A 14084-nucleotide genomic window follows, 5' to 3' on the forward strand; every position below is an offset into this window, starting at 1 on the left:
AGTAAGGAGGCGGCGGGCACGGCCGAGGTGCGCGCGTCCGGCCGTGCCGCCGCGCTGCCCGATGAGGCAGTTCCGGATGCCCCGGCCGGGCCGGGGCGCGGGCTGGACGGCCCGGGGGCCGCGCCGCAATCGTGGGATGCCGAGGACAGCGCGGTCAGGGGAGATGAGCATGGACGCGCACGACATCGAGCAGGAGCACCACGAGCACTACGGACATCACGGACCCGGCGAACACAGCGGACATGGTGAGCGCGGCCAACACAGCGGACACGGTGAGCACGGCGAACACGGTGGGCGGGAACAGGCCCACGAGCGCGATGAGCGGCGCGGCGAAACCGCTGCGGAGGCGCCCGTCGAGCAGGCCCACCACGTCTTCCGGGCCGCCGCCGCGGGCCGGGCCGATGTGGTCGGGGCGGCCGGGATGGGGCTGCTCCAGCGGACGGCCGGCAACGGGGCGATCGGGGCGATGGTCCAGCGGGCCCGGTCCGGGGCGACCGCGGAAATCGCCACCAAGCAGGCCGAACAGGCGGATCAGGCGGATCAGGCCGAGCAGGCCGAGCAGACGGGGCGGGCGGGGCGGGCCGAGCAGCAGCGGTCGCCGGTGCACGACGTGGTCTCCTCCGGTGGTTCGCCCCTGGACACCGATACCCGTACGGACATGGAGAGCCGGATGGGCGCGGACTTCTCCGACGTGCGCGTCCACCACGACTCCGCCGCGCACGAGTCGGCGAAGGGCGTCGGGGCGCACGCGTACACCGTGGGCAACAACGTGGTGTTCCAGCGCGACGCCTACGACCCCGGATCGCCGCAGGGCCGCACCACGCTGGCCCATGAGCTGACCCATGTGATCCAGCAGCGCAACGGTCCGGTGGAGGGAACCGAGGCCCCGGGCGGCATCAGGGTCAGCGACCCTTCGGACCGGTTCGAGCGTGAAGCCGTCGCGAACGCGGACCGGGTGCTGGCCGGTCCCGCGCCGGAGGCCGCCCCCGCCGCCTCCGTTTCCGCCCCGGCGCCCTCCGCCGCCGCCTCCGCCGTGCAGCGGGCGGCCACGGAGGACGAGGACGAGCAACCCGCCGACGTACAGGGGTCGTTCGTTCAGCGTGCGGCGGAGAAGAAGCCCGGGGAGGAAGAGGAGGAGACGCCCCCGGCTTGAGGACGCGCACTTCGCAGCCCTCCGATACGGCCCCTCAGCCCTCAGCCTTCAGCCGGTCGGCTGGTCGGCAGGTCAGTCGGTCGGTCGGCTGGTCAGTCGGTCGGCAGGTCCCCGGCTTGACGGGGGTGTGCGTCGGACGGTCCAGGTGCGGCCTTCAGCCTGCCGTGTCCGCGCGCATCGTCCCGCCCAGGAACATCGAGGACGAGCACCGTGAGGGGGCCGGGGCGCCCACCGGCTTGCCGACCCGCCTGCAGTCGATCGTCATCGTGACCTTGCCGCCCGCGGGTACCAGGATCGGGGTCACGAAGTGGTAGTCGGAGTCGCGGAAGTTCTCCAGACCGAGGCTCAGGACACGGGTGCCCTCGCCGGCCGTGACGGTGACCGTGCCCGCGTCGCCCTGCGGGTTCTGCACCACGATGTCGGTGAGCTGGAAGGTGTGGCCGGCCGGTACCTCCAGGGCCGTCCCGGTGTTCGGGCCGCCGCCCACCCCGTCCCGTACCCGGACCTGCGCGCTGGTCGGGGCACCCGACGCCGCGTCGCCTCCGGCTCCGCCGCTGCCGCTGTCGCCCGGGGCGGAAGGACCTGGTGACGGGGTGGGGCCGGCCGAGCCGCCGTCCGTGCCCGCACCGGCGGAGTCGCCGCCCCCGGAGTCCGCACCGCCCGGGTCGCCCCCGTCCGGGGCCTTGCTCTTGTCGGCCGCGGCGGCCGACCGTACCGCCTCGGGAGTGACCGCCTCCCGGGCCGCGGACTTCACCGCCGGGCGCAGCAGCGCGTACCAGAGCCCCACCAGGACGAGGATCAGCAGAGCCGCGATGAGCAGGGCCCGGGGCAGCCAGCGCGGCAGGATCGGATCCTGCTGGTAGGAGCCGTCCACCAGCACCGGGGCGGGTGGATCCTCGCCCTCGGGCGGCTGCGGGGCGGCGAACACCTGGAAGGCGTGCGTCACCGGCGTACCGCGCCACAGTCGCTTCGCCGGCCGGACCCGCAGCTTCGCGAACTCCGCTTGCCCCGGTTCGATCCGTAGCTCGGAGGCGGCGAACACCACCTGGGCCTGCTCCGTACCGGGCCGGGCCCCGAGCCGTACGGTCACCGGGGTGTTGCCCCGGTTGTCGACGGCGAACTGGTGCCGTCCGCTCCGCGAGCCGTTCGAGCCGCGCGGGACCAGCTCGGCGGTCGTCTCGGTGAACGGCAGGACGGTCACCCGGCCCTCGGGCACCACGGTGTCGCTCCGGTCGCCGGTCGGCATCACCCGGATCCCGAACGTGCTCTCGCCCGCGAGGACCGTCGCTTCGCGCGGCGGGCGCATGACCAGGGAGACGGTTCCGGAGTCGCCGGGGTACAGGGAGAGGACCGCGGGCTCCATCGCCGACCAGGCGGCACAGGCACCGACCACCTCGAAGTGGTATTCCTCGACGGTCCGGCCGGAGTTGAGAATCTGCAGGGGAAGGGTCGTCTCCTCGCCCGGTGCGACGGTGACGGACGACGCGTCGAGGCTTGCGGTAAGACTCATACGCGGACCGTAGGACCGGGCCGGAGGCCGGGCACCGGTCGCGGAGGAACACTTTCGGGCAGATGTGGTGCCCGAGGCAACCTTCTAGTTTCCTCACGGGTAAGAACGGGAATCTCTAGACCGCCTCACACTGATGGGGCGGACGAATACAGCTGTGGAGCTTGTGCCTGCAGTGTGATGCTTCCGGCTGGTGCCCAGGGGGAGCATTCGCATGGAGCGCATCACCGTCGTTTTACGCGCGCAGGACCCGATTTCCCAGGCCGGAGTGGCCAGTCAGCTACGGGCCCGTCCCGAGGTCGCCGTCGTCGACCGGGACGACGGCGAACCAACACCCCAGGTCGTGGTCATGGTGGTGGACACCGTGGACGACGAGGTCCTGCGCGTCCTGCGCAACATCCAGCGCACCAGTGCCTGCCGCACGGTGCTGGTGACCACGGACATCGACGAACAGAAGCTGGTGAGCGCGGCGGAGTGCGGGGTCGCGGGGGTCGTCAGGCGGTCCGAGTCGACACCGGACCATCTGGTGCAGGTCATCGGCACAGTGGCGCGGGGCGAGGGGCATCTCCCCTCCGACCTGCTCGGACGCCTCCTCGAAGAGGTGGGCAGGCTCCAGGGTCAGGTGCTCGGTCCGCGCGGCCTGCACTTCACCGGCCTGGCCGCGCGCGAGGTGGACGTGCTGCGCCTGGTCGCCGAGGGGTACGACACCGCTGACATCGCGACGAAGCTGGCCTACTCCGAGCGCACGATCAAGAACGTGCTGCACTCGGTGATGACCCGTCTGCAACTGCGCAACCGCTCCCACGCGGTGGCGTACGCGATGCGGCAAGGGCTTATCTGAGCGTCACCGCGTCACCGCGTCACCGCGTCACCGCGTCACCGCCTCACGGCTCCATGGCGGCACGGCTCCACGGCGGCACGGGCGCCGTTGCACCATCGGGCAGTTCGGCCTTCCCGCGGAAGTGGCTCGCCTCTCTCTGTACGGGGACGGCCGGCGCGCCACGGTGGTCTCCGGGTACTGGGCAGGACACGGGGAGGGGAACGCTGTGCGGTGGTTTCAGCCAAGCACCGGGCCGGGAGCGCGGGCGGGCCGCCGTACCGGCGTGGGACCCCGGCGTGGCAGCCGTCCCGGGGCGCGCCGCCGGTCGGTGGCGTGCGCCTTTCTCCTGCTGGCCGCCGGCCTCGCCCCCGCCTCGGGCGCGAGTGGTGTGGCGTCCGCCGTGCCCATGCGGCCGGAGCCGTGGGTCACCCCGGCGACCCTGGAGGAGGCGCTCGACCCGGGCGGTTCGACGGGGGTGGACAAGCAGGTGCGGACCCCGGCGATTCCGCCGCGGCCGGATGTGGTGCTGCTGGTGGACGGCACCGGAAGCATGAAAGTACCGATCGGGGACGTGCAGACAGGCCTGAAAAGCATCACCTCGGCGGTCCTCGCGGAGCAGCCGGACTCACGGTTCGCCGTGGCCACGTACGGCGACGAGATCGACGACCCGACGGCGGAGTTCGCTGTCCTCCAGGAACTGACGGACAACATCGAGGACGTCCAGATCGGAGTCGACCAGCTGGACACCTCGCGCGGTTTCAAGAGCAAGGGGCCTTCCGAGGACTGGCTCTACGCGTTGTGGAAGGTCGCGGGCGGCGCGGACGGCAAGACGGTCTTCCGGGAGGGGGCGAGCCCCGTGATCGTCCTCGTCGGCGACGCGTCGAGCCACGATCCGAGTAACGGGATCCCGTTCCAGCAAGCGGTGATCGCCCTTCAGGACGCGGGCGTACGCCTCATCGCCGTGGACGTGACGACGGAGGACGGCGATAGCCTCAACGGCGACGGCTACAGCAGCCCCACCTATCACGACCCCTACCACGAGCCCGATCAAGCCAAGCGGATCGTCGACGTCACCGACGGCAGCATGCTGAGCGGCATCCCGGGCGACAGAGTGACCGATGCCGTCATCGCGGGCTTCAAGAACCTGCCCACGTCCGTCGGCTACCACCTGGATGACTGCGACCCCCATCTGACGGTGACCCTCGACCCGCCCGTGCGCCGACTGACCAGCGGCGAAACCGCGCACTTCGCGGAGACGATCGATGTGTCGGAGGACGCCCCGCAGGGCACGACGCTGACCTGCACCGTGCAGTTCCTGCTCGGCCCCCAGATTCCGGGCACGGACACGGTCGGACCTGCCGCGGTTGCCGATCCGGAATTCCAGCAGCAGATCAGCATCGCCGTGAACGACGTCGACGTGCCCGTCGTCACCGTCGACGACCGTACGGCCAGGGCGCCCGACGACGACGGCGTCCGCATCGACTACACGGCCACGGCGACGGACCCGCAGGACGGGGAACTCCCGGTGACCTGCGCCCCGCCGTCCGGGGCGCTCTTCCCGGTCGGAACGACGACGGTCACCTGTTCCGCCACGGACGCGGCGGGCAACACGGGGGCGGACACGGCGCGGTTCGAGGTGCTGGAACCCGTCGTCCCGCCGGACCCCCCGGACCCGCCTGCTCCTCCGCCGCCTCCCCCGCCTCCGGCCTCCGACCTCGCGGTACGGGCCGATGTCAGCCCGGACCGTACGTACGTGGGGCGGCCTGCCACCGCCCGGTTCACGATCACCAACGCGGGTCCGGACACGGCGACCGGCGTCGTCCTCGGGACGGCCTGGCCGAGGACGGGCGAGTCGAAGGACCGGAGCCTGCCCGGACTGAGCCGGTGCACGGCGGCGCGGCCCTGCACGATCGCCGCAGGGGACCGGGTCGAGGTGACACAGAGGGCGACCTACCGGGCGGCGGTTACCGGTGACGTACGGGCCACTGTGCGAGGCGCCCTGCCCGACGGGCGTACGGCCAACAACCGGGACGTGGACCGGCTGAGGGTCCTCAAGCCCTCGCTGACGGTCACCCCGCAGGTCGCGAAACCGGGACAGCCGGTACTGGCCCGGGGCAAGGACTATCCGCCGGGCGAGACCGTACGTTTCACGTGGAACATCGGCATCACCGCGGACCGGTCCGGTGTACGGGTCGGCCGGGACGGCACCTTCGAGGTGCAGGTGCTGGTCCTGCGCAAGGACACGCTGGGCCCGCGCGTCCTGCGGGCGGAGGCCCGCGATCTCCCGCGCCTCCGGAAGCCGGTCCTGGTCGTGCAGCACAACCTCCAGCCACCGGACTTCGCGGGCCGTTCATGAGGTCACTCTTCGCGTCGAAAGCGGTCCCCGGATGATCCATGAGGTGGACGACGTCCTGCGGGCCCTGATCCGGGCCGAAGTGCTGGAGGGCCGCCAGATCTCGGTGGTCTTCGATGCCCCGACCCGGGAGTGGGCGGCCAAGGTCAACGCGCCCATGGTCAACCTCTACCTCTACGACATCCGCGAGGACATGCGGCGGCGGGAGCGCGGCCTGCACAACGAGTACGACGAGCGCGGGGCGATCGTCGCGCGCCGCCGCCCGCCCCGCTTCTTCAAGCTGTCGTACCTGATCACGGCGTGGACGAAGCGCCCGGAGGACGAACACCGCCTGCTCTCCTCCCTGCTGGCGTGTCTGCTGCGGTACGAGGCGCTGCCGCCGGAGCGGCTGGCGGGCTCGCTGGCCGAGGTCGGGGCCGCCGTCCCGATGTCGATCGCCCTGCCACCGCCGGAGGACCGGTCGTTCGCCGATGTGTGGAGTGCGCTCGGGGGCGAGTTGAAGCCCTCGCTGGACCTGGTGATCAGCGTTCCGGTGACGGCCTCGCCGGTCTACGAGGCGGGCCCGCCGGTGGGCGACGAGGGGTTGCGGGCAGGGTTCGGGGACATGCCCGCGCCGGTGCCCGGGGAGAGCGCGGGTGTGGGAGCGACGGAGGCGCAGCCGGGGCGGCCGGGGCTGCCGGTGTACGGGGCGCGTCCCGGTCGGCCGGCCCGGGAGCCTTTCTCCGCGCCTTCGGGCGGGGCGCGCGGCCGGGCGGTGTCGCTGCGCATCACGGAGCGGCGGGGGAGGCCGGTGGAGGAGAGCGGCACTCCTACGCCTCCTTCGGGACGGGACACATGAGCGGGGTCGTCGGGACGGGAGGCATGAGCGGGCTGGATGCCGACGGGGGCGCGGAGCACAAGCCCGCGCGTGATGCTGTCGACCCGGACCTTCGGTCTCTTCTCGCCTGTGCGGCGGCCGTGGAGCGGCGGATCCGGCACGCGGTGGAGCTGCGGCGGAGCACCGATCCGGACCCGGACGACGACTTCCGGGGGCTTTATCTGACGGACGAGAACATCGTGCGGCTGCTGGACGACGAGGGGGCGAGGGGGTTCCCGTCGGTGGACGGGCCGTTGGGTGGGCTTGCCGGGCTGGACGGGGAGGGGGCGGGCGAGCCCGCCGGGCTGGGCGGGGTGAGCGCGGGAGAACCTGTCGGGCTGGACGGGGAGGGGGCTGTCGAGGAGGACGAGGATTCCCGACTGGTCTGCCTCTCACGGGAGTTCGGCCTCACCGCGCTCGATACGGAGATCCTGCTCATCGCGCTCGTACCGGATCTGGACGACCGCTTCGAGGCCTTCTACGGCTATTTGAACGACGACGTGTCCCGTCGCCGCCCGTCCATCGGGCTGGCCCTGGGCCTGTGCGGCGTGGCTCTCTCCGACCCCGCGGCCCGTGCCCGGCTGGCCGCGGGGGCGCCGCTACGGGCCGGCGGTCTGCTGCTGGCGGAGGACCTGAACCGCCCGTTCCTGAGCCGTGCGCTGCGGGTGCCGGACCGGGTGGCCGCGCACCTGCTGGGCGACGACACCCCGGACCCGCGACTGGCGGACCTGCTGGCCCCGTGGCAGGCCGTGCCCGGAGTGGGCGACCCGGCCCCGCTCGCCGGGGTCCTCGCCGACGGCGTCCGGCTGGCCTACCTGAGCGAGGACCAGGGCGGCGCGGGCACGGCGCTGGCCGCGTCGGCGCTGACCCGGGCGGGCCGGGGGGTCCTGGGCCTGGACCTGGGCCGCCTGGCGGAGGACCCGTCACCCGCCGAGGCGGTGAACACCCTGGTCCGGGAGGCGCGCCTGACCGGGGCGGGGCTGGTCTGCGCGCCGCTGGACGCGGTGTCCCGGGAGCGCCCGGGGCTGCTCAGGCTCCTCACGGCCACCCCGGTCCCGACGGTCCTGGTGGGCCGGGCGCCCTGGGACGCGTCCTGGTCGGTCGCCCCGCCCCTGCTGCTGCACGCGCCCCGGGTGGAGCCGTCGGCGCGCGGGGCGCTGTGGCGGGACGCGTACCGGCTCCGGGAGGACGCGCCGCTCCCGCCCACCATCGCCCCGGACCACCTGCTGGCCCCCTTCCTCCTCACCCCGGAACAGATCACCGGAGCCGCCCGATCCGCCGCCCAAGCGGCCCGTCTGGCCGGCGGCGAACTCACTCCGGACCACGTACGGCAGGGGGCCCGCGCCCAGAACGCGGCGGGCCTGGACCGCCTGGCCCGCCGCATCGAACCCACGGTGACCTGGGACGACCTGGTACTCCCGCCGGACACCCACACCCAGCTCCGCGAACTCACGGCCCGCGCCCGGCACCGCGACCGGGTGCTGGGGGAGTGGGGGATGCGGCCGGGCGGGGGCCGGGGCCGGGGGGTGTCGGCGCTGTTCGCCGGCGACTCCGGCACGGGCAAGACGATGTCGGCGGAGGTGATCGCCGCGGACCTGGGGCTGGACCTGTACACGGTCGACCTGGCGACGGTGATCGACAAGTACGTGGGCGAGACGGAGAAGAACCTGGAGCGGATCTTCACGGAGGCGGCGGGCGTGAACGGCGTGCTCCTCTTCGACGAGGCGGACGCGATCTTCGGGAAGCGCTCGGACGTGAAGGACGCGCACGACCGTTACGCCAACGTGGAGAGCGCGTACCTCCTGCAACGCATGGAGTCCTTCGACGGCCTGGCCATCCTCGCCACCAACCTCCGCGCCAACCTGGACGACGCCTTCACCCGCCGCCTGGACCTGGTCATCGACTTCCCGGTCCCGGACCCCGAACAACGCCTGCTCCTCTGGGACCGCTGCCTGGGCCCGACCCTCCCGCGTGGCACGGACCTGGACCTGCCCTTCTGCGCCGAGAACTTTGAGCTGGCGGGCGGCAACATCCGCTCGATCGCGGTGACTTCGGCGTACCTGGCGGCGGATGCGGGGGGCGCGGTGACGATGGAGACGGCGATCCGCGCGATCCAGCGGGAGTACCAGAAGCTGGGGCGGCTGACGCTTGCGTCGGAGTTCGGGCCCTATCTGGAGCTGGTGACCTGAAGGTCCTGAAAGAGGGGATCAGACTTTGACGATGCGCACGCGGTCGCCGCAGAGCATGGTCAGGTCCTCGGGATCGGATGTCAGGATCACAGCGGGCTTCGGAGCGTGGAGCGCGGTGGCGGCGACCACGGAGTCGATGGCGTACTTGTGCCCGTGCAGGCCCGCGTCGACGAGCAGGGCCATCGCCGTACGTCCGATCTCCTCGCTGACCGGCTCCACATTCAGTTGGGACACGGCCCAGTTGAAGCGGGCCGAGTTCACCCGCGCGTGGTGCGCCTCGATGAGAGTGAGGATGCTGGTCACGACCCGCATGTCCTCCTGTTCCGCCCCGCGCACCAAGGCCATGATCCGGCGGTCATCGGCGACCACCTTCGACAGCCCTTCACTGTCCAGGACGAGAGTGCCCGGCCGGTTCATCAAGCCGCGCTCCCCACGCCGCCGTCGGCGTCTCCGCGCAGCAGGGCGCGGGCGGCGTCGATCTCCGCCTGACTGAAGGCTCCGTGCTCCGCCTCATGGGCGGCGGTCAGCTCGGCGAGGTTGTCGCGCTCGATCTGGCGCTGCACGGCGGCGTCCACGTACGCGGAGAACCCCCGCTTCCCGACGCGCGCGCGGATGGCAGCGATGTTGCCGGAGTGCAGGCTGACGGAGACGTTGGCGGTGGGGCCTTCGCCGGGCCGGTAGGTGACGTCTTCGCTCATGGGCTCATTCTAATAGAGTCTCTAATGGGCGACGGAGAGGCTTATGTCGGGCCGACTGCGGCCTGGAGCTCGATGGCAGGGTAATCGAGCGGCCCCAGTCGCCGCTCTACCCGATCAAGCGGCGGCGAGACGAGCCGCTCGGTAGATAATCGGTTCGGTGTCCAGTTCCATCAGCGCGTCCCGGAACTCTTCGGTCGGCTCGGCACCGGGGCTTTCGACGGCCCTCACCAGCCAGCCATCCCCGAGCGTATGGGAAGCGTACCCAGGCAGAGCCGAGAGGCGAACACGAACCTGGTCGGTGAGCCCCTTACCGGAGATATAGGTCCACGGTCCGAACTCTTCCGGCAGGTTGGAGCCGGGCCGAAGGCGGGTGGCCGGGTAGATCGGCCCGTACCCGTCGAGGTGCCATGCCGTCAGATGCGCCATGCTCGGGCTGAGGTCCGCCACGAGCTGTGATGTCAGGGCGACAGCCATCTCCCATTCCTGCTTGAGAACGTCCCCCGGCTCGTCCAGGTGGACCGTCATGAAGATTGTGCCTATGCCATCCGGCTCGAAATCGCCGAGACTGACATGAACCCAGGAGTTGAGCGCCGAGTGAGCAGGATGCGTGAGGGCGACCGTCATAGCCTCTCCCTCCCCGTTGAGGAATCGTGTACTGCGGGCACCTTTCGGCTGAAATCCTTCTCCGGCGAACTGACCCAGCGCGGCAACGGCTCTGCGTAGCACCGTGCTCTCGGAGGCTTTTATCTGAAGGACCAGCTCGCTGCCCGCCGCGTACGAATCACCCATGGCCATCACCCGCTCCATCTCACGTCGATGTCCATCCCCTTACCCAATCCCTTGACGTCCTCGATGACCTCACGGAACGCTTTCTGTGAAAGGGTGTCGAGGCCGCTGAACTCAGGCCATTCGATAATGTGCGTGGTGTATTTTCCGCGACCGCCTTCTATTTGACCGGTGAGCTGAGCTGTCAATTTAGCCGTCAACTCGGAGCGGCGTTCGCCGCTGAGCTTTCCCGTCACGTGCTTGTACTCGATCATGACGTGTCGAGACTTGTCGTCGATGTGCATCTTGGCAGTGTAGTCGACACGCTTCTTTCCGACCTTCACCTCGACGCCGGTGAGATCTTCACCTTTCCGAAGGAAGTTCACGATGGCTTCCATCTGCTTACGGATGCCCATGTTGAATGGCCGTTGTTTGTTGGCGCCTTTCTCGAGCTGGTTCGCGAGACCATCGGGATTACCCTCGAGATCCGGCGCTCCGTCGTGTTTCAGCTTGTCTTGGTGGGTGGCGATCTCGGCGCGGTATGCCTTGATCACCTCCATGTCGGCTCGCAGGATGCCCGCGTCCTTCTGCACCTTTTCGTCCGGGTTGACGTGCACCTTCGGGAAGCTATTCTCGTCGGCCGACCCGAACCCGCCTGCGCGTTGAATCTGCAGGAACGAGTAGCTCCCGCCGTACAGGAACGTTCCACTGTCCGGCCGCACGTCGTAGCCGAGCAGTTTCTTCGGTACATCGGCGACGGGTTCACCGAGCCAAGGTTCGATGGAGTTCTTCTGTTTAAAGATTCCTTTGAGTAAGTCGGCAAGCTTTTTTTGATCGCCGGAGAGCTCCGCCTGCTCCTTGGACATTTTCTGCTTGGACGCTATTTCCTCCGCCTTGGGGACGTGCACCGCAAGCTTCGCGATCTCGTCCGCCTGACCGCCAGCGGTTGTCGCCAGTTGGAGCGCTTCCTGAGCCTTCTGCTTAGTCTCGGCATTAGTCTCCTCGTCGGTGATAACGCGGTTGAGATAGTTCGCAACCGGCTGTTCCGTGCTGGCGACCATCAGCGTCGCCTTGCCACCGGCCGCCACGACGAAGAGTCGATGCCCGTGCCCGCCCGCAGAGAAATTGACGGTTACCCAGTCTGGTTTCAGGGTGCGGCCTTCGCCCGGCTGCTTTTTACCCGGCCCGGCCTTGCTCTTATTGCCCTTACGCTTCGCCCAGAGCGCCTTCCCCTTCTTCGCTATGAAGTCGACGATCTTGTCGATCGCCCGGGTCACCGGTCGGGACACCGACTGGAAGACCGACTTGACCTTGTTGGCCAGGCCGCCGATGCCCAGCAGGGCGGCGAGGAAGCCGATCAGGAGGGGGACGCTGGAGGCGAGGGCGGCTTCGATGAGGTTGGGGACGCCGGCCTGGCCGCCGTTGGCGATGGCTATGACCGCGTCCAGCACCGCGTTGACGAAGTCGGCGATCTGCGCGCCCTGCGTCACGATGAACGTGACGATGTCGATGATTCCCTTGACCGCTCGGACGAACGCGGAGGCGGGGTTGAGCAGGGAGATGATCCAGGTGATGCCCGCGATGAGGACGGTGGGGATCAGATAGGTCGTCAGCTTGCCGAGGATGGTGGCCTTGAGGTCGCCCGTCTCGGCCTGGATTTCCTTGACCGCGCCTGCCGGGCCTTCGGCGGCGAGGTTCTTCGCTACCGGGACCGAGGTTTCGACCGCGCTCATCGCTTCGTCCGGGACACCCTTGCGGGTGACGCGGGTGCGGATGTTGTCCCAGGTCAGGCCGAGCATTGAGCCGATGAGCTGGATGATTCCCTTGAGGTCGAACTTGGCCGGGAGGTCCAGGCCCGCCTTCACCGCAGTGCCCAGTAGCCAGGAGACGACGCCGGTCTTCAGGTGGTCGGCGATGTTCGTGATGAAGAGGTTCAGGCCGGCGCCGACCGCTCTCACCAGGTTGCCCAGGAAGCCGATCGGGTCCTTGATGATCTTCATGATCGCGGAGGCGGCCTTGGCGAGGATGCCCAGGAGCAGGTTCTTCAGCTCGTTGATCGTCTTGATGGCGCCGACGATGGCGTCCTTCGCCTTGTCGATCAGGCCCTTGTTGGCCTCCTGGAGCTTCTTGATCTCCTCGTCGATCTTGTTGAGGGCGGCCGTGTACTTCTGGGCCAGGTCCTGGACCAGCTGTTCCGACTTCTCGTTGACCGTGGCTTCCAGGTCGTCGAACTTTCCCGCGAAGTCCTTTGCCGCCTCCTCGCCGAACTGACGTAGATCGGCTGGGAGTTTGTCCACCTCCGCCTTCAGCTCCGTGCGGCCCTTGGCTATGCGGGCCTTCGCCTTGCCGAGTTCGGCGCCGATGATGTCGGCGACCGAGGAGATGACCGTCTGCATGCGGGAGACGTAGAGCTTGCGGGACTCCTGGTAGAGGTCGTTCGCCGCCTTCGGCAGGCCGGCGAACTTGTCCTTGACCCAGCGGCCCTTGCCCATGAGGCCCGAGTACCGCTTGTCCTTGTACTTCTTCATCCGGCTCTTGTGGTCGGCCGTGAAGGCGTCCCGCGCCGACTTCTCGCCCGACGTGAACGCCGAGTCCACCTTCTTGTCCAGGCCGGACAGGGTCTCCTCGACGTCCTTCTTCGTGCCGTCGTAGACCTTCTGGAGTTTGGCCGTGACCTCGGCGCGCTTCTTCTCGTCCTTCGACTTCGTGTCGTTCTTGCCGCCGTCCACCTGCTTGCCGGCCGTGGCGCGTGTCGCCGTGAGGCCCGCCATCGCCTGGGCCCCGGAAGCCGCCGCGTTCTCCTTGGCGGTGGAGAGCTGTTGGTCCTCCGCGGCCTTCCCCTTCGCGGGGGCCTTCGCCGCGTCCGCCTCGGAGGTCTTCTTCGCCGACAGCGCCTCGCTGAACTCCGGCTCGTTGCCCTTGGCGAGCTGTTCCTCGGTGACCTCGGCGTCCGCCATCGCCTTGTCGTTCTCGGCCGGGCCCTCGGAGAAGTCCGTGACCGCCGCCGGCTGCTTCTCGGGGACCGCGTCCGTCGCGGACGGCGCGCCCGGGTTGCCCGGGGCCTGGTCGGGGGAGAGCGGGGTGACTTCCTTGTCCTTGGCGGCCGAGGTGTCGGGCGGGGCCTTGGTGGCGGTGTCGATGTCCTTGGCCGACGTCTCCTTGCCGTCGGTGACCTTGCCGTCGACCTCCGCCTTGACCTGGTCCGCCTTGCCGGACTTGGCGAACTTGTCGGCCTCGTCGAGGTTCTTGGGGGCCTGGGAGTCGATCGCCTTGTTCACCGCGTCGATGAACGCCTTCTTGTCGAACTCCCCGGGCTTCGCCGCGTTCATCCTCTCGGCGTTCGCCGCCTTGCCCTGGGCTTCCTTGTCGTCCGGCGGGGCCACCGCCGCGTCCTGCGAGGCCTTCGACTCCGCCGCCGCCGGGGCGTGCGCGGCGAGCCGGGTCTTCTTCCCCGCCACGTCGGCCCTCACGTTGCGGAAGCGGGGCGACTGCGCCGGGGACGGCTTGACCGGCGCCGTGTACCGCTGGGCGACCAGCCGGGACACCGCACCGTTTCCGGCCAGCCGTTGAAGCCGCTGGATGGAGCGGCGGTCGGGGGGTGAGGAGGCCGGCTGGGGCGCCGTACCCGTTCGCGGTGCGCCGGAGCGCGAGGTGGCGGAAGGCTTCTCCGGAACCGCCTTCATCCGCCCCTCCCGCCCCTCCCGCCCCCGTCGGCCATGAGGTCGCTCGGGTGGCCCGGATGT

The 14084-nt window shown here is 69.9% G+C and carries 10 protein-coding genes; 5 read left to right on the forward strand and 5 right to left on the reverse strand.

Annotated features, from left to right (window positions below; all coding sequences use genetic code 11):
- Positions 1-169 precede the first annotated feature (169 nt).
- Positions 170-1153, forward strand: coding sequence for an eCIS core domain-containing protein (locus tag ACZ60Q_RS08650; protein ID WP_469630302.1), 984 nt, complete (start codon positions 170-172; stop codon positions 1151-1153).
- Between the two features lie 154 nt (positions 1154-1307).
- On the opposite strand, the gene ACZ60Q_RS08655 is transcribed toward ACZ60Q_RS08650, so the two are convergent.
- A complete protein-coding gene (locus ACZ60Q_RS08655; RefSeq protein WP_469630305.1) occupies positions 1308-2663 on the reverse strand; it encodes a COG1470 family protein in 1356 nt (451 codons plus the stop codon).
- Between the two features lie 211 nt (positions 2664-2874).
- Between ACZ60Q_RS08655 and ACZ60Q_RS08660 the strand changes: the two genes are divergently transcribed.
- From ACZ60Q_RS08660 to ACZ60Q_RS08675, 4 genes are all read left to right on the forward strand, one after another.
- Positions 2875-3501, forward strand: coding sequence for a response regulator transcription factor (locus ACZ60Q_RS08660; protein WP_469630308.1), 627 nt, complete (start codon positions 2875-2877; stop codon positions 3499-3501).
- Positions 3502-3886: 385 nt separating this feature from the next.
- Positions 3887-5836, forward strand: coding sequence for a VWA domain-containing protein (locus ACZ60Q_RS08665; protein WP_469631268.1), 1950 nt, complete (start codon positions 3887-3889; stop codon positions 5834-5836).
- Positions 5837-5867: 31 nt separating this feature from the next.
- Complete coding sequence (locus ACZ60Q_RS08670) at positions 5868-6671, forward strand: Pvc16 family protein (protein WP_469630312.1); 804 nt, start codon at positions 5868-5870, stop codon at positions 6669-6671.
- Positions 6672-6694: 23 nt separating this feature from the next.
- Complete coding sequence (locus ACZ60Q_RS08675; RefSeq protein WP_469630315.1) at positions 6695-8878, forward strand: AAA family ATPase; 2184 nt, start codon at positions 6695-6697, stop codon at positions 8876-8878.
- Positions 8879-8896: 18 nt separating this feature from the next.
- Here ACZ60Q_RS08675 and ACZ60Q_RS08680 read toward each other — a convergent pair whose 3' ends face one another.
- The 4 genes from ACZ60Q_RS08680 to ACZ60Q_RS08695 form a co-directional block, all read right to left on the reverse strand.
- Positions 8897-9295, reverse strand: coding sequence for a DNA-binding protein (locus tag ACZ60Q_RS08680; protein WP_469630317.1), 399 nt, complete (start codon positions 9293-9295; stop codon positions 8897-8899).
- A complete protein-coding gene (locus tag ACZ60Q_RS08685; protein ID WP_469630319.1) occupies positions 9295-9576 on the reverse strand; it encodes a hypothetical protein in 282 nt (93 codons plus the stop codon). Before ACZ60Q_RS08685 ends, ACZ60Q_RS08680 begins: the two co-directional genes overlap by 1 nt.
- Before the next feature lie 114 nt (positions 9577-9690).
- The gene (locus tag ACZ60Q_RS08690) at positions 9691-10383 is read right to left on the reverse strand and encodes a hypothetical protein (protein ID WP_469630322.1); all 693 of its coding nucleotides are present in this window, start codon (positions 10381-10383) and stop codon (positions 9691-9693) included.
- Positions 10371-14024 carry a phage tail protein gene (locus tag ACZ60Q_RS08695; protein WP_469630325.1) on the reverse strand — a complete coding sequence of 1218 codons (3654 nt, stop codon included), beginning with the start codon at positions 14022-14024 and terminating at the stop codon, positions 10371-10373. Before ACZ60Q_RS08695 ends, ACZ60Q_RS08690 begins: the two co-directional genes overlap by 13 nt.
- Positions 14025-14084 lie beyond the last annotated feature (60 nt).

Source organism: Streptomyces sp. NPDC104313 (assembly GCF_055583985.1).